Below are 24,027 nucleotides of genomic sequence, written 5' to 3' on the forward strand. Positions count from 1 at the left end.
CTGATCAGATGGTAAGGCTAGGGCTGAAGTAAGGGCTGCTGAATAAAGGGAAGCAGGGGAAGCAGGGGAAGCAGGGGGAAGGCGCGATCGCTACAATCAGAATAGATCCATAAGCGATTATCTTAAAATCACAAGAGATTACGTACTCCTATGACCGAAACTCAAGATAAACCAATTAATGAATCTACGTCTACCCCAGACGCAGCTCCAACTCAGTCGGGCAATTTTCTGCAAAGTTGGAAATTTAGAGCTGGATTAATCACGACAGCCGTTGTTTCAATTTTTCTGGGTTTCTTCCTGCTGGTTTTCTTCTGGCATCACATTGTTGCTGGGATGGGGATGAATTCTTGGTCTGATCGTGCTGGTGCAGAACCCATTGAGTGCATGATGAAAGATACCAACAATGATGGTTATGTGAGCTGTAGTGCCATGCGGAACGGTGATGTAGTTCCCCTAGAATGTGGCGTTAGTGTCTTTAATATCGGTTGCCGAGTGAATTATGGCGCGGCTGCGGCTCCATCGTTGCGTTCTTCTCCTAGATAAATGCAGCGTTAGCCTCCGTGATGGGGTTAACGAAGCCTCACCTTATATAAAATATAAAGGACGACTAGAAGTCACAGCTACACAAGCAAAGTCCGGAGCCCGGAGTTCAAACTCCGGGCTTATAGCTAAAGTCCATTTTAATGGACTGGATTAAACTGTCCGTCTCACAGTCTATAATCAGAAGTACAGACTAACGTGAGAACCGAAGACATTGACTTCCCCGATTCCCCCTGAATTCCTGAAAACCTTGACCGACGAACGCGGTGTGTCCTCCACTGAACTGGAGGCGTTATCGTTAGTCCTGACGGGCAAGTCAACTCAGGATGAGATTGCCCACTTCCTGGGGATCACTCCCATCGCCTTGCGGAAGCGACTGGGTGAAGTTTATCGCAAGTTTGAGATTACGGGAACGGGTCCGGGTAAGTTAGTGGAATTGAAACAGCGTCTCATCTCTGCTTATCAATCCTATCAAACTCAGTCCGCTCGGCGTCGAGATTGGGGAGAAGCGCCGGATATCTCGGTGATGTATGGGCGTCAAGAGGAACTAGAGAGGCTGAAGCAATGGATTGTTCAGGATAACTCGCGCTTAGTCGCCATCCTGGGAATGGCAGGAATTGGCAAAACTACGTTGGCGGTGAACCTGGCGCAGGATATAGAGGAGGAGTTTGAGTTTATTATCTGGCGATCGCTTAGGAATCCGCTACCCCTAGACACCCTTTTAGGGGATTGGCTTATCGCTTTGGGAAATCAGGCGGAATCGGATTTACCAACAGATTTAAATGAGAGACTCTCTCTGTTGCGGGATTATTTAAACCAACACCGTTGTCTATTAATCCTCGATGATGTGGAGACAATTGTGCGAAGTGGTGATAGATTTGGACGCTATAGTCCTGACTATGAGGAATACGGGTTACTTGTGAGACAAGTTGGTGAATCGTCCCATCAAAGTTGCTTATTACTTTGTTCTCAAGAAACTCTGAGAGATATCCGCCGCTTAGAAACAACTCGTCCCTCGGTTCATTCTTTACCACTGAACCCCTTACCCGACGCCGCCGCCCGCCAAATTTTAGCCGAAAATGGGTTAACGGGTGAGGAAAAATGGGAGAATTTGATTCGGGATTATCAAGGGAATCCTTTAGCGTTAAAGTTAGTCGCCGCGACGATTACAGAGTATTTTAATGGGGATGTGGTGGAATTCACTAATTTACAAACTATTTTAGTTGATGATATATTTCGGGAAAACCTCGACCGACAGTTTGAGAAGTTATCGGATTTAGAGAAAGATATTCTACAGAGTTTAGCGAGTCAAGACAAGCCGCTGTCGCTGAGAACGTTACAAAAAAATAATTCTATCTCGTTTTCGGAATTATTAGAGGTACTGGACTCTTTACGGGGACGTTCTTTGATTGAGAAGACTGGGGGTGATGGGAAGAAGACTAGCGAACCTTTTTTTACTTTACAACCGATTATTAGGAAATATGTGAAAACCTACAAACTGAATGATTTGTAGAGACGTTGCATGCAACGTCTCTACAGGTTGACCCTTCTAAGCTGTCATGCATTTAAATTGGGTATTAGTAGCGAGCAAGATGCTCAATGTAGCGAGCAAGATGCAAAGCCTGCGGCATGGCTTCGCTTAACGCACTACGGCAAAAATTTCGTCATTATTGACATTAAGGTTTAAATGCAGAACAGCTTACTCTCTTCCCCTTCTACCCTTAACAATCATGTGATTTACTGTATTAATCCCCACTGCAAACAGCGTCAAAATCTCGATGAATTGGAGTGTTGCCAAACCTGCGGTACTCCACTATTAATTCATGACCGATATCGGTTGATTCAACCCTTACGCCGATTAGATTCGCGGAAATATACCGATATCTTTGAGGTGGATGATCAGGGAACCGGGAAAGTGATGAAGGTTCTCAGAGATAATCATAGCAAATTAGTCGAACTATTGGAACGGGAAGCTTTGACACTGGAACTTTTAAATCATCCAGGGATTCCCAAGGTTGAGAGTGATGGGTATTTTACGGTTTCTGTTAATAGTACCACCGAATTACACTGCCTAGTTTTGGAAAGAATTGAGGGACAGAATTTAGAAGCCTGGGCAAAACAGTATGGGGAAATTTCTCAAGCATTAGCCCTCAATTGGCTGAGACAAATTCTAGAGATTCTTGAGTATTTGCATCAAAACCAATTCTTTCATCGGGATATTAAACCCAGTAATATTATCCTGAAGCCGGATGGCAGATTGGTCTTGATTGATTTTGGCAGTGTGCGGGAGATTACAGGGACGTATTTAGCTAAACTTCGGGGAGATATTGAATTAACTAAGATTATATCAGAAGGATACACTGCACCGGAACAAAGGCAGGGTAGATGTTTGCCCCAATCCGACTTTTATGCCTTGGGACGCACGTTGGTTCATTTACTTACTAATAAACCGCCTAGTTGTCTACCTATTAATCATAATACAGGTCAGTTGATTTGGCAAGACAAAGCACCGCAAATCTCTAAACCTTTAGCCGAGTTTATCGATGATTTGATGGCAGATGCGGTGGTGAATCGTCCCCAAGATGTGAAAGCGATCGCCCAGGGGTTAACCCACGTCAGTTTGTGGTTGCGGGGGTTGGGGTGCTGGGTGCGATCGCCTAAAGGAATTGCCACTATTATTACTCTAGGAATGATGGGAGTTGGCGTATATCATATCTCACAACCTTGGCGATTTCAGTATTATTTTAAACAGGGACGAGAAGACCTTATGGAACTTCGCTTAGAGCAAGCTAGAATAAATTTAGAACGAGCGGTTAAAATTAATCCTAATGATGCCACAGCCCGTAGTGATTTGGGTCTAGCTTGTAAGTATCAAGAAGACTTACAATGCGCGAAGAAACAATTTAATCAAGCCTTAAAATTAAATCCAGACGCTGAAATAGCGGCAACAATTCACTACAATTTAGGAATGCTTTATGAGGATGATGAGAAGTTTGATCAGGCGCTGGCTGAATATAAACGTGCCATGGGGCATAACGGTTATATTAGTATCTATGCAACGAATAACTTTGCCCGTCTGCAAATTTGGCAAAAGCGGAATTATGAGGTAGCGGTTAATCTGCTACTTAAGGTTTTGCAGCAAATAGAAACTCTTGACTTAAATGAAACGGAAAAAAATAACCTCCAATCCGGACTATACAAAAATCTGGGCTGGGCGCATCTGGAACAAAATCGCGACCAAGATGCCGAAAAATATTTACAAAAAGCGATTAAGCTAGATAATAAACAAGCCGCGCCACACTGTCTTCTCGCCCAAGTTTGGCAAAACCAAGTAGATGAGAAAAAGGCGTTAATATCCTGGAAAAATTGTCGTAAGGCTGAGTCTAGAGGATTACCTGAAGTACAGGTATGGCAAACGGATGCATTAGACTATTTAAATGCACAGTAATTCATCAAGTTGTGAAAATGGTGCGTTACATTGAATAATGGTGCGTTAGCGAAGCGTAACACACCCTACGATTGTGTTTATACAAGCAATAGTGATAGCAAGGTCGCCATTAATGTCTATACAATTAGATTAATATATTCTGCTAGTAACATCCTTTTGTGTTAATATGAAACGTAAAGTATTATTTCCATTAATCGTCACATTTAGTTTAACAACGGGCATCGAGAGCATTGTTTGGCAACGTGCGATCGCGGATACATCAAACCCAAAACCAATCTGTCCGGAAAGTGGTCCTTGTTTCCCACCGATCGCGGATACATCAAACCCGAAACCAATCTGCCCGGAAAGTGGTCCTTGTTTCCCACCCAGTCGCAGTGGTTTTACGGAGATTCGGGTTATCACTCCGCCCAGAGGTTCGCTGCTAAATCCCCAACCTACCCTATCTTGGACACCGCTAGCCGATACTCAAGAGTATACCGTGCGTTTGTTGCGATCGGGTGAAACTATCTGGGAATTACCGAATGTGCGAAACACCGAAATTCCCTATCCGGCGACTCAATCTCCATTAACCCCTGGGATTAATTATGAATTGATGGTTGAGGCGGATGGAAAGGCGGGGAAATCGATGTTTAGACTGATGACACCCAGCCAAGCTGAATCTGTTATGGTTGAGGTGGAAGAGATTCGCCAGCAGAATCTGAGTGCAGATGAAACGGCTTTGCAACTTGCCCAGGTTTACGAAGACTATGACTTGATGACTTTGGCGATTCAAACGCTAACAGAAGCGATTGATACAAATAGCCAAAATTTAGAGGTTTATCAGAGTCTGGGGAATTTATATAATCGATTGGAGTTACCGAGAGTAGCAGAATTAGTTTATCAAGAATCCCTAGATTTGGCAAGCAGTCGTCAAGATATTGCCGGACTTGCCCAGGCGCAAATTGGACTGGCGAGATCCTTTGTGGCGCAGGAAAAATTACCGCAAGCTGTTGAGGTGTTAACAGCAGCCTACAGCAATTATCAGCAGTTAAATAATGCTGAATTGACTCCGCAAGTTGCCCAGTTTTTAGGCGAAGTTTATGAAATGGATAATAATTATGAACAGGCGCGGCGTTGGTATCAAGAAGCTAAGGCGGGATATGAGGCAATTGGTGCTGAACAGCGAGTTGAGACTGTGGAAAAAGCGATGCAGCGATTAAATTGATTTGTCATTGGTCATTGGTCATTGACTTAAATGTTTTAGACGTAGTGGCACACCTTAATTGGTGGATTAGAATTGTAGGGGCGCACGGCGTGCGCCCGATTTAACCATCAATCTATTGCACAATTTTAGCTGGGTCAGTCCAGTAGTGCCGTTACCCACCTAAAATAGGGCTTTGTTTGTAGTGAGAACTTTAGTTCTCGCTCCCTCTAGCTGGACAGGGCTAAGGTTCCCCTACTACGAACTTAATTCTACGTTTTCGTAAAGCATTTCAAGCGTACAGTGAAAATTAACGCTGGTTAGGTGTAATTCATTTTCTTCTGTATAAGAATGTAGTTCCCAAATTCCTTCAGCGTTGCGTCGAAAATACTCAACATTGATTTGATCGGTACTAATGAGAACGTATTCTTGCAATGTGGGAATGCGACGGTAATGTCTAAAATTTTTACCTTGGTCAATGGCTTCGGTGCTGGGTGATATAACTTCGATAATTAGACAGGGATAGCGCACAAATTCGATGGCATATTTATCCCGTTCGTCGCAGGTTACCATGCCATCAGGATAGTGAAATGAACCATTGTCTGATATGCCAACTTTTGCATCTGAGGATAAGACTTTACACCCTTTCCCACGCAGGTGATTTTTTAAGGCGGCGATGAGGTTAACGGCGATTTCATTATGGGGAATGGTTCCTCCTGTCATGGCGAAAACTTCACCATTGATGTATTCGTATTTGATGTCTTGGTGTTTTTCCCAGTCTAGGTAGTCTTGGGGCGTTAGGTAGTTGGGTTGGGGATTGGCAATCATTTGTTTTTTTGGGGTTTAGGTGGGTTGGATTGAGAAGGCTGATGTTATGTTGGTTATATTTTTTTTTAACGCAGAGGTACGCAGAGGTTAACGCAGAGGTACGCAGAGGGGGTTGAAGGCTTTGGGTTAATGGTTTATGGTTTTGCCAGCAATTGGAAGTGATATGAGTTTTTGCAGGTGTTGGGAATCTACGGGTAGGAGAATTGGGATGGCTAGTTGGAGTTAGTTTGGGTTAATTCTCCTAAATGCTTTAAGATACTCAAGACGCTATAGAGATCATTGTCGGGTTTGCGTCGCAAGTCGAATTGGCTTGATGTCGCATACTGAGGTATTTGTCCTTGAACTAATTTGACAAATAGGAAACTTCCGCCATTGGAAATCATGCCAAAACTGGGTTGTTTGGGATGAGGGCTAAAGCCCTTACTACGAACGATTAAAACCAGTTTCCGGCGAGGATGAATGCTGCCCAATAGTAAGGATGTTTATGGGATGGATTATCGGGATTCGTTAGAAGTTTTCGTTGGGCGTTGGCTAGGGCTTCGGCTTTAGGAATGCCTTGGCTTAATTGCTGGTAAAAGTCGTTCATTAATTGGGCGGTAGAGTTATCACTAACGCGCCATAAACTGGCGACTGTACTACTGGCATTTGTTCTTAAGGCGACTCCGGCTAATCCTAATGCGGCGCGTTTATCTCCAGAGGCTGTTTGACAGGCGCTGAGGACTAATAATTGAATGGGTTCGCGGCGGGTTTGTTGTCTCTGTTGCAGGAGTTGACCAAATTTTTCTACGGGGATTTCCTTGTCCCAAGCGTAGATGACGGTTTGGGTTGCATCTGAACTAAATTCGCCGTGGGTGGCTAGATGAATCACGGAAAATGGATGGTTAATTAGTTGGTTTCGGAAGTTGGTTTGGGTAAATTGTTCATTTTCTAGTAGTTGGCTGGGAACGGTATTGTGAATCTGTTGCAGTTCGTCCCAGACATTGAATAAGGCGGGTAACTTTGGTGGGTAACTCTCGGCTTTTTTGTTAATTCCGGCTAGTAGCCCTTGCATAAGGCTTGGGGATAAGGGGTTGAGGTTGGGTAATTGTGAGCCGAGGCTGATGGCAATGTTATAGGTTTCGACTAAGTAATGCTGACTATCGTGGAGAATGGCAATGGGGAGATTTTGCAGGGTGCTATCGAGAACAAAGACTAGGGTTCCCTCTGGGGGTAAGTCAGCCTGGGCTGATTTGAGTAGCCAGTTATAGAGTTTTTGGGCAGAGGGTAAAATGAGGGTGTTGACTGGATTTTGGTAGTCGTCTAATTGGTGGCGTAAGTCGTAGAGGGTTTGGCTAAAGTCTTTAGCAGAAACTTGGGTGGTATACCGATAAACCTTTTCTGGAGATGAGTCAGATTGGGGCAATTTTACCAGCACTTCGAGGCGGTCTTCGAGTAAAATGGGATAAATAATTGCATCGGGGGGATTTTTACTTTGGTCAATGGAGACTAAGTTGGTAAAGCTACAGCGGAGAAAGTCTTCGAGTTCAGCCAGTTGTAGGGCTTCGCTGATGCGTGTGGCTTGACTGAGATGGTCAAGATTGGCGTCGGGTTGTAATAAGATTTCCAGGAATTGTTGATAAATGGGGCGCACATCGTCTAAAAAGGAAAATTGCACGCCGGGGTTAATAGCTAATAAATTCCGCCGCACGGAATTAAGCACGTTGATTGAGGTGTTATAGGCGTGAATGGCGTTTTCTTTTTGCTGCTGTTGCCAATAAATTCGTCCCGATTGCCATAACCATTTATAGGCGAGGTCTTCGGTGTCAAGGGATTGGGCTAAACCGAGGGCTTCATGGGTTAAGTCTTGGGCATCTTTCCATTGGTGATTCTGTTCGTAAATGTGACCTAATGTACCCAATGCTTCAGATTCTGCCCGTTTGTTTTGCAGAAATTTTGCTTGGTTAAATGCGGTTTGGCTATAATCCAGGGCATAACTAAAGTTGGGGTCATATTGGGGGAGTTTTAGTAACTCTTGGGCAAAGGTGAGTTGGCTATAAATGGCGATTTTACTGGGCGGTAAGTTGGCAAGGGGACTGTTGAGTAATGTTTCAACTTGGGATTGAATTTGGGGGGTGAATTCGGCTGGGTTGGCGGTTGTATCGGTTTTTTCTAGGGTTTGTAACCACTGCTGAAACTCAATTAATAAACGGAGTTGATGTAGTTGGGCTTCTAGGGGTAAGGTGGTGGAGTCGGTGGTGATGGCGGCGGCTTGCTGATAGGTATTTAAGGCTTTTCTTGCCCATTCTTTGGCAGTTTCGCGATTTTCGATTAGATTACTTCTCTCCCATAAGTCTTTGTATTGGCGATATAAGGCGTATTCGGTTTTACCTAAACTGAGTAATGTGGCACTTTGGTTGGATGGGGAGTCGATTTGTTCGGCTAAGTCTAAGGCTTGGTGTAAAATAAGGTTTGACTCTTGCCAATGTCCAACGAGGCGGAGAACATTTCCTAGATGGCGTAACCCGACAACGGTAAATGCGGGTTGAGATTGCTGGGTAAAGGTGTTAACAGCGGCGTCTAATTCGCCTGATTCTGATAAGTTGCAATGATTGTCTACCTGGAGGGCTTGCAGGGAAATCTGACAAGCGCGACGATAGAATCCTAAGGCTTCCATGGCTTGGGCTTGGTTGAATCGGCTACCTGTGACGCCGATGTCATCATCGAGTTGTTGATAGATTTGCGTGGCTTGCTTCCAAGTTGCTAACGCCGATTCCGCCCGCCCTAATGCCAATTCTAGACGACCTCGGTGATTCAGGGCTTGAGCATAAAGACGCGATCGCTCTGTTGATTCTGCTACGGTATCTAATAGAGTCAGACTGGCTGTGATGGCGGCGTCGGCGTCTGTCCATTGGTGCAGTTTTTGATAGGCTAAGGAGAGATAACTCAAGGCTTGGGCGTGATGCAGGGTATCCCCTTGGGTTTCGTAGCCTTGGGCGGCTTGTCGCCAGAAGTGAATGGCTTGTTGATACTCTTTGGCGGCGTAAAAGGTTCTCCCTTGGGTTATAGATTGTGCGGCGGATTGGATAGGGGGGGTAATTGGGTTAATTTGGGATAAGACAGGAGGGATACCTGTGAATAGGAATAATCCTAGGATAAATCCAATCAGTAGATGGCGATTGTTATTGGTCATTCGTCATTTGTCCTTTGTTATACTTCGCACGGCCAAATTTGTCATTCTGAACGGAGCGATAGCGGAGTGAAGAATCTCACGACTATGTTACGCTATACTTCACTAAGCTCTGCATGACAAAAGCTCCGTTTGTGACCGCTAACGTTGTTTGTTGTTTGGGAAGTGCATCGATTTAACTCAATCCTGGATGGGGCGCAAGTCTTTATTAGTGTCAACTTAAGGTAAAAAGCATGACTGGTAAGGTTTTCACCCTCATCCCCTAACCCCTTCTCCCATCAAGGGAGAAGGGGAACAAGGGGAACTGACATTTAGGTTAAGTCTTGAATTTCGGCAATACTTAATCCGGTTTTTTGACTGATTGTTTCAATGTCTAAAACATCGAGGAGTTCACGGGCAATGGCAATCGCTTTTTCCTGCATACCTTCCTCTTTTCCTTCCAGTTTGGCTTTGCGAATCGCATTCTGACTATCTTGAATAAAAATCTCTCGCTTCTCTAGGGCTTCTAACTCTCGCTTGGTTAGTTTACTCTGTCTGGCGATAGTAAATGCCTGTTTCATGGCGGGAATCGTTGCCATTGGCGGCGGCACGTCTTTTAAGGTGTTGGCAAATTTGAGAAAGTAGAGCCATTTATCGGTTAAGGTTTCTGATTCCTCCAAGGTTTTATTGAATTTGGGTAATTCGACAAAGACTAATTCAATGTCATCGGTATAATCAGTTAAGGTTTCTTTCTCCTTGAGGCAATAGCGAGAGATGACTTTGGCATTGTTGGGAAACATCTCAAAGTCGGTAATGGTTAAGGCTATCACCGGATTTAAGAGGTTGTAATCTTCCCCAACGCCTAATTGAATGGAAAAGGCTTTAGCGGCATTATACAGAACTCGTTTCTCAAATCCTAAAACGTTGAGTACCTGCATTTCAATGATGACAGTTTTGTTTCCAGTGATGACGGCTTTCACATCTAAATAGGAATCCTTGATTCCCTGGATGCGAGGGGATTGATAAGGATCAAGGATTTCTAGGTCTTGAATCATCTCCCGTTCCTGATACAGAATAGCATTCAGGAAACTAATCAAAATCTCCTTACTTTTCTTGGAGCCAAAAATCTTCTTAAAAGCAAAATCAGTTTTCGGATTAATAAACGTCATCAATCATCCACCTCCTATTTATTTCAGAACCATCAACCCCTCACCTCCCCACCACTCAATCCCTCTGCGAACCTCTGCGTCAACCTCTGCGAAACTCTGCGTTAAAAAATAGCGTTGCTCAAATAGAGGTACATGAGGGCGCAAGGATGGTGTCCCTACTTTTCAAGGGAAGTGTACAAACCTGAGTCGGGGCGGGTTTAGTCACATCTGGGTGCAACCAAAAAGATAGTCGTGAAACCCGCCCCTACAGATGTGCCAAATACCGTGAAAAGTTAGATTCAGCAGTCCCTCATTATTATCCCCCACTTATCACTCAACCGCACTTTGACAATTAATCGGATTTTGCCAACCCGTATTAGGCGTAACATTAGGCGCTTCGGCGGTGAGAACCACTGTCCCATCGGGCAACTTTATCCACCCTTGAGCCTCAATGATTGTCCTTGAACTCCTCTGGCTTACGGGTTCAATTTTAGCGGGGCGACTATCACTATTAGGAGTCAACGGACGTAAATCTTCCCACACATTATCGGTTCCCGTTACTTGAGAAATTGTCGGAGGAACTCCGCCGCGTCCACTAATAATAAAATGGCTAGGAGTTTGGTCAGAACGCCCTTGACAGAAATTGACAAAATCCGGTGGAGAAGCTGGGGCGGGTAATTGCAGTAATCCGGTGTCGGGGTCAATTTCTAAGGTGTCGAGTTCCACGACTCCTTGTTCGCCAAATTCTGAACTGGCGGTAATGTCAGAAAGGGGAGTGAGGCGAGGGCGAAATTCGAGTCCATAAATTTTGTTGGCGGTGATATCAACTCTCCCCCCATTCCCAAAGAAGGCGTTGGCGGTAATATCGCTATTTTCCCAGGGAAGTCCGACAATAAAGGGTGAATTAATCCGGATATTGCCCCCATTTCCTCCAGCTTGGGCGGTTCCGGCGGTGGTGGAAATTGAACTGTTATGGCGTAGGAGTAGTATATCGTTAACGTTGAGGGTAATATTGCCACCTTCACTCGAATCGGTTTCAGCAATAATTGCTGCTTGGTTATTCAGACGGATAAAATCAGCCGTAATTTCTGCGTTACCAGCATTACCTGTCGCATCACTCTCGAAAGTAGGAAGAACAACATCATCACCAGCATCAAATGAGGGAACATTAGGCACTCTAGCATCGGCTGCTGTACCAGTGGCAACGGTGATTTTTGCCCCATCTCGGATATTCAAATTTTGGGTGTGATTAACTATCAAGTTACCAGCATCTCCATCCCCAAATGCCTGAGCATATAACCCACTGGCAAATCCATCTCGTGATATACCATTAAGTTCGATTGATTCAGAGGCGTTTACCGTCAAATTTCCCCCTTGACCTTCTCTAAATGTTGAAGACGATACTACTGCACCATCGCGAATGACTAAACGTCTGGTATTAATCGTCAAGTTTCCCGCATCTCCTGTGCCAATCGTATCAGTAGATAAACCACTAGGAAACCCATCTGGTGCAGTACCAATTAGTTCTACAAACTCAGAGGCATTGACGGTTAGATTTCCACCTTGACCGGGACCAGCCGTAGAAGCACCGATGACGGCTCCATCTCGAACCACTAATCGTTTTGTTTCAATCGTTAAATTCCTAGCTGGTTGATTTCCAGCATTTGATGTCGATAAAGCAGTGAGAATTTGACCATCGGGTGAAGTTCCACTCAGTTCAACAGACTCGGACGTAATTACGGTTAAATTTCCCCCCACTCCATTTGTCAACGTACCTGTCAAGACTCGCGCACCATTGGTTAAGGAAAGTGACCGAGCAGTGATGTTAATATTACCACTTTGTTTGCTGGAAGTATTACCCAGGTCTTCGATTGAACCAAAGGCATCGCTACGGATAATGTAAGTCCCATCAACGGCAATCGTTCCAGTATGGCTTGTCAAATCAATATTACCGCTGACTCCATAACTAGAGGCGCTAATTCCGCCTGCTTTAATATCATTATTTGCCGTAATAGAAATGGCTCCGCCACGATTAAATGAGAAGGAATCTAGTGTACCTTCGGTAGTATCAATCACGCCACCACTTTCTATGGTAATATCCCCACCTTCGGTAATAATGGAGCCAGTCTGAATATCATCGGCTGCTGATAAAATTACAGGTCCCCCTAAGCCAGATTTTTCTCGGTTAGTGACACTCAACTGCCAATTTTCGACATCATGCTCCCTCAAACCCCCACCCGTTGCAGCACTAAAGCCAAAAAAGGCTTGTGAACCAACAACATCGGGAAGGTTAATTTGATGGGAAAGCAAAGGCTGGTCTGGTTTGGTTGTATTCTCAGCGATAAAAACGTTGAGTTGATCATTGGTTCCATTGTAGTCAATCCAGACAGTGCGAGAACTATCGCCATCTAAATCAAATGGAGGACTGGCGAGGGGTAGTCCCAATTGCTCATGATTGACAGAACCATCTCTAACTAAAGCAATATGATTGTTGTTAGGATCTGATTGATTATCGTTGGGAGGCTCGGCAATATCTGAATTCTCATAAATGTCAAATTCTATCCCAATGCTGTCAGAGATTTTGGCTTCAGGATTAGAAGTGTCAGGCAATACACTGTAGCCAAGACTGTTTGCACCTTCACCAAGAGCGGTAGCACCACGATAGTCATTATGAACTATAAAGACTAAACCATCAGCCGCTCCCCAAGTCGAATCAGTATTACCATGAAGCCGCAATTTGAATTGAGTGTTGAATGAAGTATTGTCGCTGATAGGAAAAGGTTGGATAAAAAAAACACTACCTACATGAAAATATTCCCCTGGTGTCAGACGAAGAACATTACCCGCTTGTTGAGCATTATTATTGAGTTGAAGATTAGAGACATCGGAAAAGTCGGAAAAATTGACTGAAGACTCTCCGGCTGTGGAAATATTTCCCACCGTAATGCTTCCGGGTGACGACTGTACTCCAGAAGATGTAAAAGTTGTTTCTCCTGTTGATTTAGGCACATTGGGTGTATTTTGCAATTCACTTAAACCCGCTCGTAAAATTAGAGCCGGACTGCTGGTCAAAATGGCAATATCTGGATCTGAACCAGAAAGAGTAGTATCTGGTCCTGTAATTCTAATATTTCCGGCGGTAATACTTCCTCTTGACTCAACTTTCAGCGAAACTCCTGTATAATTACCCAAAACCACATCCCCTTCTGAACTAATAATCGGATCATAGTAACTCCAAAACTCCCCCGGTTCCCCCGCTAAATTCAGAATCGAAAACTGACCCCCACTGGCAAAATGAGCATCCCCAGAAATGACCCCATTACTGACTAAACTCAACTCCCCACCACTCTGAAATGGCGTTCCCGGATGATTCAATGCCAGAATATCAATGCCTTGATTTCCTTGAATATAAAGATTCCCACCTGTATGGGCGATAAACGGAATTTCGACACTATCCCGCACTCGCACCGTATCCCCCGCCAATAAGATTAAATCTCCGGCGGTGACTAACTGACTTTCCTCTAAAATTAAATTATTATTCGCGAATAAAATAGCCGACTGCGCCAACCCATCCCGCACCATTGCATCTCCATTCACGGCGGCTATCTCCAAATGTCCGGCGGGGGCGGCTAATTGTCCGGTACTGCTAATTTTTCCGCCAACTAAGGTTAAATCTCCTCCAACTTCTAGACTCCCAGAATTCGTAATCGCGGCTGAGTTCTGATTTCCATATTGCAACCCCAAGGGAACATTAATAGTGAGTAATGGTGGCGCTTCTGGATTAGTTGCACTAAACGTTGTGCCATTCTCAAATACCACCCCATTGGCTGTACTCCCAATAAAGGAACCCCGGATATCCAATTGGGCATTTTCGCCAAAGAGAATTCCATTAGGATTGATAAAAATTAAATCGGCTGTACCATTAACGCCTAATGTCCCCAAAATGTCAGAAGGATCAGTTCCAGTTACCCGACTAAAAATGGCTTCAATTCCGTCAGGGTTGGCAAAATAAACCCGTTGTCCTTCGTTAATATTAAATTCTAAAAAGCTATGAAATAAGGCTGAACCTCGGCTAGCGCCATCTTGAATTAAATCGGCGGTTACTCCATCAATAACCACTCCATTGGGTAGGATTGAGGAACCTTCAGCGCCTAATGTGGAATCGGGTGTAATCTGGGCGAGGACAGGGTTACAGGGGATGAAGAGGAATAGTGCGATCGCGCTTCCATATCCTATCTGCTGTAAGCCTTGATTAATGGTCATCATAGCACCCTCTTTGATTTGATAGTTAGGTCATTCCTAACCTGATATTTATTTTATTGTGTTTTGTGTCCTGTAATCCTGTAATCCTGTAATCCTGTAGGGGCGACTCGCCCCACTATCGTTACCGGGAAATCCATTACTTTTATCGACTCGCCCTCTTCCTTGGTTCACCTGTTGCCAACGATAACTCGGTGGGTTAGGTTGGATAGTTAATTAAATGGTTTGTTTCTGGGATTTAATCCCGCCTAACCCACCCTACGGTTTACGGGTGATCGGGGTCTATAGGACGGCATATTTTTCCATGATATAAAATTACCTAAAATCAGAAAGAAAGTCAAGCACTAATTCTATTTTTTTCGCCGCGATTTCCCCGATCTCCCTTCGTGATCATCGTCAAGATTGACTCCAGTCTTGCCATTCTAGCCCTTCAATTCGGCTAAAATGACGCTGGTTGTGGGTAATGAGAACTAGATTATTGGCAACTGTAGTACCAGCAATTAACAGATCAATATCATCGACAGGCGTTCCATCTTTTCGCAGGCTAGCATAGAAGTCTGCTGAAAGGGTGACAGATGTTTGGGTGAGGGGCAAAACGGTGTTTTGAGTGGCAAATTATAGAAATAAGGCAAGTTGCTTGTGGGCGTCGCGATGGTTTAAGCCACTGAGAATTTCGTAGTAGGTAATAATGCTGAGGTTGATTTTACGATATTTGTTCAGATAGGTCTGAACATTAGAAACGACGGCTGGATTGCCGCGAAAAAACATGGATAGAATGTCAGTGTCAACTAAGGCTGGCTTCATCGGTTTTGCCTCTGTTGAAATGCTTGCTGACGGCGCTGGGAAATGTCGTCTAAGAAGTCAGTATAGGTTTCGTTGGGTAGATCTTGCCAGCAACCTGCGAATTTCATGATCAGTTGGCTGGGAGAATGGGCAGGTTCTGAACGTAGTCGGAATGTATGAATCAGCTCTAATAGTTCAATCAGTTTATCATCGGGAACACTCTGGATTTCTTGCAAAACTTTGGTTCTTAGTTCTGAACTATTCATGAGTCAGTCGTCCTCCATTAATGACTTAAGTAGTCGGACACAATTAAAGTTAACGGTTGAGATTAGGAAGGATCAGGGAACAGGGAACAGTAAGAGTTTGAGGCTTGTTAACATTTCTTAGCACGTCGGGGATGGCGGGGTAGTTTGCGATCGCGCTTCCATATATCAGACGCTGTAAGCTTTGATTGATGGTCATCATAGCACCCTCTAGATTTGAAATTTAGGTCATTCCTAACCTGATATTTATTTTATTGTATTCTGTGTCCTGTGTCCTGTAATCCTGTAACCTTGTAACAACTTGGTAGGGGCGAGTCGCTGCACTATCGTGACGGGGAGAGGCATTAATTTTATCGACTCGCCCTCTTCCTTGGTTTACCTGTTGCCAACGATAACTCGGTGGGTTAGGTTGGATAGCGAATTAAAGGATTTTTTTTCAATTAAGTACCGCCTAACCCACCCTACGAGAAATGGTTTGGTTAAGGTTAATTGGGGTCTATAGGACGGCACATTTTCCCATTCTATAAAAATACATAAAATTAGCAAGAAAGTCAAGCCCTAATTTGGTCTTTTTTGGGTCAATGTCCCTTTGACTGACAATTCAAACCTGATCAGTTGTAGGGACACGATACTATCGTGTCCCTGTGTTAAACTAATCGCGGTTCTAGATAATCGTAAAGTCGAAATGGGTGAGGGTGTTTGCTTGAACTCCGGTTAAGGTGGCAAGCTGTTCACCACTGTCCTGAATCGTGAGCAAGGTGTCATTTTCTTGGCTATTGGTTCCTTGGCTAATTGACAGATCATTAAAGGTAATTCCACCCATTAAACCAATCCAATCCATGCCAACGGTAAAGTTGAAAATGGTATCTGCACCTGCGCCAGAACCGAGAATGAAGGTATCCATGCCATTTCCGCCATAGAGTTGGTCATTCCCAGCACCACCATCGAGGATGTCATCGCCACTACCCGCGTAGAGTTGGTCATTTCCTGCGCCGCCTTCTAGCCAGTCGTAACCGGAACCACCATCGAGGATGTCATCGCCGTCACCGCCAATCAGATAATCATCCCCGGATTGTCCGAACAGGGTGTCAATCCCATCACCGCCTTCGATGTAGTCATGACCGGCACCACCATCCAGGTAATTTGTTCCCTGTTGACCGTATAATTGATCATCGCCTTTGCCGCCTAAAAGGTGGTCATCTCCGGAACCTCCCTCTAAATAGTCGTCACCCTCGCCACTATCTAATAGATCATCTCCAGCTTGTCCATAGAGTTGATCATTGCCTTTACCGCCTAGAAGTTGGTCATTATCCGCACCGCCATCTAGATAATCATCGTCGGTGCCACCATTGAGGATATCGTCACCGTCTTGACCATAAAGTTGGTCATTGCCGCGATCGCCTGCTAGGGTATCATTGCCTACACCGCCCTCTAGGTAATCGTTTCCGGCGTTCCCCTCTAGGGAATCATCGCCTTGTTGACCATAGAGTTGATCGTTACCGCGATCGCCGCTAAGCTGGTCATTGTCTAAGCCGCCTTCTAGGTAATCATGACCAGAACCGCCGTTTAAGATATCAATACCGGATTGACCGAAAATTTGGTCATTATCGCCACCGCCATTAATCTGATCATCGCCACTTCCGCCATCCAGATAGTCATCCCCTGTTCCACCGTCTAGGGTATCATTGTGATCACCGCCCCAAACTAGGTCATCACCACGACCGCCATTCAGGATATCGTTACCCGTTTGACCATAGAGTTGGTCATCCCCGGAACCGCCTTGCAATAGGTCATGATCTGCGCCACCGTCGAGGACATCTTCACCCTGACGTCCGTAGAGGCGATCGCGTCCTGTGCCACCATAGAGTTGGTCATCCCCAGAACCGCCGTCTAAATAGTCGGTTCCGGCTTGTCCAAATAAGGTATCATCACCGGCTTCACCCCGAAGTTGGTCACTTCCATCCCCGCCATCTAACCAGTCATTCCCTTTCTTTCCATAGAGGCGGTCAAATCCGTCATTCCCTAGCAGGTGGTCATCACCCGCACCCCCGTTGAGGAGGTCATTGCCAGTATTGCCTTCTAGGGTATCATTATCGGCATTCCCGTAGAGGCGGTCATTTCCCTCACCCCCCGATAACTGATCATTCCCATCACCACCCTGGAGGACATCAGTTCCCGCGTCTCCGGATAACATATCCGCATCATCACCACCCCAAAGGGCGTCATTTCCGACACCACCCGTTAAGGTATCCAATCCAGCGCGACCATATAAGGTATCATTGCCGTCATCTCCATTAAGTTGGTCACTGCTATCGCCACCATCCAGGAGATCATTACCATCGCCACCGTTGAGAGTATCGCGATCGCGTTTACCATAGAGACGGTCGTTTCCAGTACCACCCGTGAGGTCGTCTTCCCCATCTCCGCCTTCTAGATAATCGTCGCCAGTGCCACCCTCTAGAGTATCATTGCCTTGTTGACCATAGAGTTGGTCATTCCCATCATCACCACTGAGGAGGTCTTCACCTGCACCCCCATCCAGGTAATCATTATCTGCACCCCCAGCTAAGGTATCATTGCCAGCATCAGCATAGAGTTGGTCATTTCCCGCGCCACCGAGAATTTGGTCTTCCCCTTCCCCGGCATTGAGATAGTCTACCCCAGCACCGCCATCTAAGGTATCATTCCCTTGGCGACCATAAAGGCGATCGTTATCATCACCACCTGCTAATTGGTCATTTCCCAAACCGCCGTCCAGGTAATCAAAACCCGCGTCACCAGATAACTGATCATCTCCTTCTCCCGCTTCTAAACGGTCATCGCCGCTACCGCCATTTAAGGTATCATCCCCAGCTTCTCCGTAGAGTTTATCGTTATTCTCACCACCAGATAACAGGTCATTCCCGTCTCCGGCTTCTAGATAGTCATCCCCGGCTTGTCCGATAAGTTCGTCGTCTCCGTCATCACCATAGAGTTTATCTTGACCTGCGCCACCGTCTAGGGTGTCATTACCAGATTGTCCATAGAGGTCATCGTTCCCATCACCACCCAGTAGCAAATCATCGCCAGAACCGCCATCCAGGTCATCGTTTCCGGCTTGACCCAAAAGTTGATCCTGATCATCACCACCAATTAGATTATCATCGCCAGAACCGCCATCGAGGGTATCATTCCCCGCCTGACCCAAAAGTTGGTCATGATCATCACCGCCACTGAGACTATCATCACCAGAACCGCCGTCTAGGTAATCAATTCCAGCTTCAGCAATTAATTCATCATCGCCGTCGCCACCCTCTAAACGGTCATGTCCATCACCACCATTGAGGAAATCATTTCCCCCTTGTCCGTAGAGGGAGTCATCTCCCGCGCCAGCTTCTAAATGGTCATCCCCCGCGCCAGCATCCAGGAAATCATCCCCTAAGCGTCCAAACAGTTGATCATTTCCGGTTCCGCCAAACAGATTATCATTCCCTGTTCCTGCATCCAGGAGATCATCTCCGGTTTGTCCGTAGAGTTGGTCATTCCCATCACCCGCTTCTAAATGATCATCCCCCTGTCCGCCATCTAAGGTATCCTCACCCTGATGACCATAGAGGAAATCGGTATCATCGCCACCGGATAGACTGTCATTACCCGCACCCGCGTCTAAAATATCATGTCCGGCTTGACCCATAAGTAGGTCATCACCATCCCCACTGATGAGAACATCTTCACCCTGTCCGCCATCCAGGGTATCCTCACCGGTTTGTCCAAAGATGACATCATCGCCATCGCCACCGATGAGATAATCCTGTCCATCTCCACCATCTAGGTGATCATCCCCCTGTTGACCATAGAGTTCATCATCCCCATCAGCGCCTTCTAAATGGTCATCTCCGGCTTCGCCAGCCAGGTAGTCATCCCCGGCTTCTCCCTCTAGCCAGTCATTATCGTCACCTCCCCAGAGAGAATCTTCTCCATCTCCACCGGAGAGGAAATCATCTCCAGCTTGACCCAAAAGGCGGTCATTCCCTTCATTGGCTTCTAAATAGTCGTTATCCGCACCACCATCGAGTTGGTCATCCCCTGTACCGCCAACAATATGGTCATCCCCAGCATCACCGTAGAGTTGATCCGCCTCATCATCGCCAAAAATGCGATCGCTTCCAATTCCACCACTGATGAAATCCTCACCCGCACCGCCTTCTAGGGTATCATTGCCATCATCTCCGTAGATGAGATCATCGCCATAGCCACTATCGCCTTTGACCCAATCATCACCACCGCCAGCGTGAATCGTATCATCCCCATCGCCGCCACGGATATAATCTGCATCGCCTTGATCGGTAACGCCTTGTAAGTCACCATAGATGGTATCCGTACCTTGATTCCCAAAGATGCGGTCTTGACCCAACCCCCCGATAATCTGATCATCGCCGCGTTCGCCGTAAAGGGAGTCATCTCCGGCTTGACCATCCAGGGTATCATCCCCTTTATCTGCGGTAATCCAGTTGGCTTGATTATCGCCAATTATCTGATCATCATGGCGAGAACCAATGACATTTTCGATTGTGGAGAGGGAATTATTATCTGGGCGAGGGATAATAATATCCATATCCCCCCAACCATCCATCACTCGACCTGTTTCCAGGTTCACCTGTACACCCCCCGGATCACGGCGGAAGCTGAGGGTATCGGTACCATTCCCCCCATCAAACTGGTCATTTCCGGCGGTACTGAGAATCAGGTCATCCCCAGCTAACGCCTGGATTTGATTGTCTTTGTAATTGCCAATCAGGATATCATCGAATTCAGACCCGATGATATGTTCTAAGTTCTTCAGCGTATCCGTCGTACCAAATCCGTCAATGGCGGTTCCGGAGTTAATCGTAAAATCGGGTTCGAGGTCGCTATAGTATTCACTGGGGTTAGCGTCGGTAATTTCTTGCGCCGCGCGATCGCTACGGTTATGGTGATAGTCGCGGTATTCGTTAATATTAACGATGACGCCATTGGGTGAGGTTTCGTAGCTAACCGTATCATTATCCTGACCGCCATGAATCAGATCATCCCCGGCTTCTCCCATGAGGAAATCATCCCCAGTTTCGCCATAGAGTTCATCGTTCCCTTGATTTCCGTAGAGTTGGTCGTTGTTGGCTTGACCATGAAGGATATCATCACCGGAATTTCCCTCTAGGTAGTCGTTTCCGTCACCGCCTTCTAATACATCATGACCTGCATTTCCATAGAGGAAATCGTCATCGGTTTGACCATAAAGGGTATCTTCTCCCGTACCGCCATCTAAGGTATCAACACCGGAACCGCCGTCGAGAACATCGTTATCGGCTTCACCATTGAGGAAATCATTCCCAGATTGACCATAGAGAAGGTCGCGACCTGTGCCACCATAGAGTTGATCAGCGTGGCTACCACCATCGAGGAAGTCATCACCGGCGTTTCCGTAGAGTTGGTCGTTTCCGGCTTGACCGTAAAGGGTATCGAAACCATAACCGCCAGACAGGTAATCTTGGTTATCGCCGCCTTCTAGATAGTCGTACCCATCATTACCGTAGAGTTGGTCATTTCCGGTATTACCATAGAGGACATCATTGCCTTCGTTTCCGTGAAGTTGGTCATCGCCTGCTTCACCATAAAGGATGTCATGATTGTATCCGCCATGGAGTTGGTCTTGGTCATTCCCGCCGTATAAGGTATCGTTCCCTTGTTCGCCATGAAGGATATCGTCTCCATCTTCTCCATGGAGAAGGTCTTCGCCAGTACCCGCGAGGAGAGTATCATTATGATTACCGCCGTAAAGAGTATCGTTTCCGTCTTCTCCTTTTAAGTAATCATTACCGTCTTCTCCACGAAGGTCATCATTACCAGAACCGCCAAAAAGTGAGTCTTCTCCAGCACCACCGTAAAGGGAATCGTGACCGTTGTCTCCGCTTAATTTGTCGTTACCATCTTCGCCTCGGAGATCATCATCGCCATTTCCGCCAAGCAGTTGATCCTCCCCAGTACCTCCGTAAAGGGAATCGTTACCATCTTCTCCGCTTAATTTGTCGTTTCCATCTTCTCCGTGGAGATAATCATCGCCATTTCCGCCAACCAGTTGATCCTCCCCAGTACCTCCGTACAGAGTATCGTTACCATCTTCTCCATTTAATTTGTCATTTCCATCTTCTCCTCGGAGGTCATCATTATCATTTCCACCAAGCGCTTGATCATCACCAGCACCCCCGTAAAATACATCATCTCCTCCGTTTCCCTTGAAGTTATCATTGCCATCTTGACCTTTGAATATGTCTTGATAGTCACCTCCGACCATGATGTCATCATGGTTTGAACCACTAATAACTTCAATGTTTCCCAGAGTGTCTACTGTACCAAAGCCATCGTTAACTTTGTATACATCTTGATCATCAACTTTTTCTGCACGAACATTGATTTTATTGGGACTACTAGAGTAATTGGCTGTATCTTCTCCTTCTTCACCATCTAAAAAATCATAGCCCGAACCACCGACTAAAGTATCATCGCCACCCTGACCACGCAAAACATCATTTCTTTCGTTTCCATTAATCGTGTCATCATCTGAGGTTCCTTCTATCCAGTCATCATTTTGTGTACCATCACGCAAAAATGTATCACTACTAGGAAAGTAGTAACCCTTTGGGTGAAGTTCATAGACGGTATCTTTGAGATAACTTTTAACGTCATCTCGTTCCAAATACTTGTCAAGTGGATGTTGTCCTATACCTCCTATACCTGCTAATAGATTGAATATTTTACCAATCTTGTCCCAAACAAAAGGTTCTGATTCAAATTGAAGAAACGTTACAGGATCTCCAGAGTTCTTGATGTTATTATTTGGAACAGCAGAACCCTTGTACAAATTAAGACCACCAGCATTTAGATAACTCGTTGGTGAAGCGAGTGCCAATACCCTGATACGAGATGGGTCATTTTGAGCGCCCATATCAATTAGTCCATCTTCAAGAAAGAAATTTCCCTGAGAGTGACCTAGCAAAATCAAGGAATTATTGTCGAAAGGATTGTGTTCATGTGAAGATAACCACTCTTGTGCAGAGTTTGTCCATGTGTTGTTTATATCTTGAAATTTACTCTCTGCATACCAGTACTGTTCTAGAGATTCTTTCAAATCTTCAGGAGCAGCTTCTATCATACTGTCAATTACATCAACAATATTTCCGAAACCTGGAAGAAAACCAGCAACCTCCTTAATAAAGAGTATTGCTTTCGCCGTGAAATCGTCATCCTTAACTAAATCAGCAGGATTTGATAATTTCGTAAAACTCTCAGCTAACTCAATACCTGTATTGATTGTCCCAAAAAAGTCAGCAATATCTTTAAGATCATCAAGCTGTTCAGCTATCTCTGTAACGTCTTTTCCCTCCTTTTTAAGTTGTTCAAATTTTTTCTTTAGTGCCTTATGTTTATTTGCTTGTTCAATTATACCTCCAAAAGAAATTTGTGATAGAGCATACTCGAACAAAAACTTACCAACAAAAACCCCAAGATCTAACCAGTCATTACCCGTGCTATCCGTAGTATTTCGATACTGTTTGTCCAAATCAATTGAACCCCTGGAAATACATTTTTCAGGAAGTACAAGTTTACCCTGAATATTCCAAATTTGGTCGAAGCCAATTAGGTTCTCCTTAAACTGATCCTCAGTAGTCCGAATTCCATTCATGTAAAGAACACGAATTTTTCCGCCTTCTTCAATGAGTTGAGTGAATACTTTGTTAAAATCAGTAGCCATGATTATTTTCCCTCTTGTGGTGTAAATACGATGTGTTGTGAATTTGACGAGTCTATCGATACAACAAAAGCCGGAGAAGCGGATCACTTAAATCCACTTCACCGGCTTCGTGAGACTCACACCCATCAAATGCCTGGTGTATCTAACAGATATTGACTGATTTGTCCTTGTGTCTCAGTCGTGCCAGTCCTCTCAACCGTGCGACATGACCTGAGACAATCTTAAAAACTTTTTGCTGAACCTTATACGGAATAAGGCTTATAAACTGGGGAAATAAATTATGCTATTTTTCCCTATCTTTGACTTAATTCGCTTCTGGGCTGCTTCTTGCTGGGGAAAGTTTAGAAGCAAGAGGGCTAACACCAGCGAACGATATTATCCTAACACTGAATCCCTCTATGAGTCGAAACCTTTAGATTTATTTACAATCATTGTTGGTCGCTCAATTAAGAGGAATGTTACTGACTGGGCAGCCATGAATTGGCTGACTTGGGAGCCAGTCAATTTGCCGACTGGGGAGCCAAGAAATAAATTTCTGGCTCAAAGCTAAAGTCCATTAAAATGGACTCAGACTAGAGATGCAGTCGTCTTTAGACGACTTGAGCTTTCAGCCTTGGGTTTGAACCCAAGGCGGTTGGTGCGACATCACCTGAGACAATCTTCA

The 24,027-nt window shown here is 45.2% G+C and carries 15 protein-coding genes; 6 read left to right on the top strand and 9 right to left on the bottom strand.

The genetic code is table 11. From position 1 onward, the window contains the following. Nucleotides 1-150: 150 nt before the first annotated feature. From MC7420_RS10490 to MC7420_RS10505, 5 genes are all read left to right on the top strand, one after another. Complete coding sequence (locus MC7420_RS10490; protein WP_006100053.1) at nucleotides 151-543, top strand: hypothetical protein; 393 nt, start codon at nucleotides 151-153, stop codon at nucleotides 541-543. A gap of 211 nt (nucleotides 544-754) precedes the next feature. Beyond that, entirely contained in the window at nucleotides 755-2,053 is a 1,299-nt protein-coding gene (locus MC7420_RS10495) for an NB-ARC domain-containing protein (RefSeq protein WP_006100068.1), read from the top strand. A gap of 9 nt (nucleotides 2,054-2,062) precedes the next feature. Beyond that, entirely contained in the window at nucleotides 2,063-2,227 is a 165-nt protein-coding gene (locus MC7420_RS39470) for a hypothetical protein (RefSeq protein WP_157453119.1), read from the top strand. Further along, a complete protein-coding gene (locus tag MC7420_RS10500) occupies nucleotides 2,228-3,988 on the top strand; it encodes a serine/threonine-protein kinase (protein WP_006100280.1) in 1,761 nt (586 codons plus the stop codon). It abuts the gene before it with no gap. Between the two features lie 166 nt (nucleotides 3,989-4,154). Next, nucleotides 4,155-5,192 carry a tetratricopeptide repeat protein gene (locus tag MC7420_RS10505; protein ID WP_006100003.1) on the top strand — a complete coding sequence of 346 codons (1,038 nt, stop codon included), beginning with the start codon at nucleotides 4,155-4,157 and terminating at the stop codon, nucleotides 5,190-5,192. A gap of 234 nt (nucleotides 5,193-5,426) precedes the next feature. Here MC7420_RS10505 and MC7420_RS10510 read toward each other — a convergent pair whose 3' ends face one another. The 9 genes from MC7420_RS10510 to MC7420_RS43320 all read right to left on the bottom strand — a co-directional run bounded on the left by MC7420_RS10510 (nucleotide 5,427) and on the right by MC7420_RS43320 (nucleotide 23,363). Then, nucleotides 5,427-5,996 (bottom strand): Uma2 family endonuclease, encoded by a 570-nt coding sequence (locus MC7420_RS10510; protein WP_006100224.1) that lies wholly within the window; start codon nucleotides 5,994-5,996, stop codon nucleotides 5,427-5,429. A 212-nt stretch (nucleotides 5,997-6,208) separates the two neighbouring features. Next, complete coding sequence (locus MC7420_RS39475; protein WP_006100322.1) at nucleotides 6,209-6,466, bottom strand: hypothetical protein; 258 nt, start codon at nucleotides 6,464-6,466, stop codon at nucleotides 6,209-6,211. Then, nucleotides 6,430-9,165 (bottom strand): CHAT domain-containing protein, encoded by a 2,736-nt coding sequence (locus MC7420_RS10515; protein ID WP_006100116.1) that lies wholly within the window; start codon nucleotides 9,163-9,165, stop codon nucleotides 6,430-6,432. Before MC7420_RS10515 ends, MC7420_RS39475 begins: the two co-directional genes overlap by 37 nt. Nucleotides 9,166-9,473: 308 nt before the next feature. Beyond that, complete coding sequence (locus tag MC7420_RS10520) at nucleotides 9,474-10,310, bottom strand: Rpn family recombination-promoting nuclease/putative transposase (protein ID WP_006100213.1); 837 nt, start codon at nucleotides 10,308-10,310, stop codon at nucleotides 9,474-9,476. Between the two features lie 309 nt (nucleotides 10,311-10,619). Then, nucleotides 10,620-14,555, bottom strand: coding sequence for a two-partner secretion domain-containing protein (locus tag MC7420_RS10525; protein WP_006100266.1), 3,936 nt, complete (start codon nucleotides 14,553-14,555; stop codon nucleotides 10,620-10,622). A 390-nt stretch (nucleotides 14,556-14,945) separates the two neighbouring features. Then, nucleotides 14,946-15,143, bottom strand: a complete 198-nt coding sequence (locus MC7420_RS41285) for a type II toxin-antitoxin system VapC family toxin (protein ID WP_006100356.1) — start codon at nucleotides 15,141-15,143, stop codon at nucleotides 14,946-14,948. A gap of 21 nt (nucleotides 15,144-15,164) precedes the next feature. After that, nucleotides 15,165-15,353: a hypothetical protein gene (locus tag MC7420_RS41290; protein WP_083798975.1), complete on the bottom strand. Its 189-nt coding sequence runs from the start codon at nucleotides 15,351-15,353 to the stop codon at nucleotides 15,165-15,167. Further along, nucleotides 15,350-15,598 (bottom strand): hypothetical protein, encoded by a 249-nt coding sequence (locus MC7420_RS10535; RefSeq protein ID WP_006100365.1) that lies wholly within the window; start codon nucleotides 15,596-15,598, stop codon nucleotides 15,350-15,352. The genes MC7420_RS41290 and MC7420_RS10535 overlap by 4 nt, the downstream gene beginning before the upstream one ends. Before the next feature lie 661 nt (nucleotides 15,599-16,259). Then, nucleotides 16,260-23,363: a calcium-binding protein gene (locus MC7420_RS43320; RefSeq protein ID WP_006100239.1), complete on the bottom strand. Its 7,104-nt coding sequence runs from the start codon at nucleotides 23,361-23,363 to the stop codon at nucleotides 16,260-16,262. 280 nt (nucleotides 23,364-23,643) lie between these two features. Between MC7420_RS43320 and MC7420_RS10545 the strand changes: the two genes are divergently transcribed. Further along, the gene (locus MC7420_RS10545) at nucleotides 23,644-23,913 is read left to right on the top strand and encodes a hypothetical protein (protein WP_006100341.1); all 270 of its coding nucleotides are present in this window, start codon (nucleotides 23,644-23,646) and stop codon (nucleotides 23,911-23,913) included. Nucleotides 23,914-24,027 lie beyond the last annotated feature (114 nt).

This window comes from Coleofasciculus chthonoplastes PCC 7420 (genome assembly GCF_000155555.1).
Lineage (GTDB): Bacteria > Cyanobacteriota > Cyanobacteriia > Cyanobacteriales > Coleofasciculaceae > Coleofasciculus > Coleofasciculus chthonoplastes_A.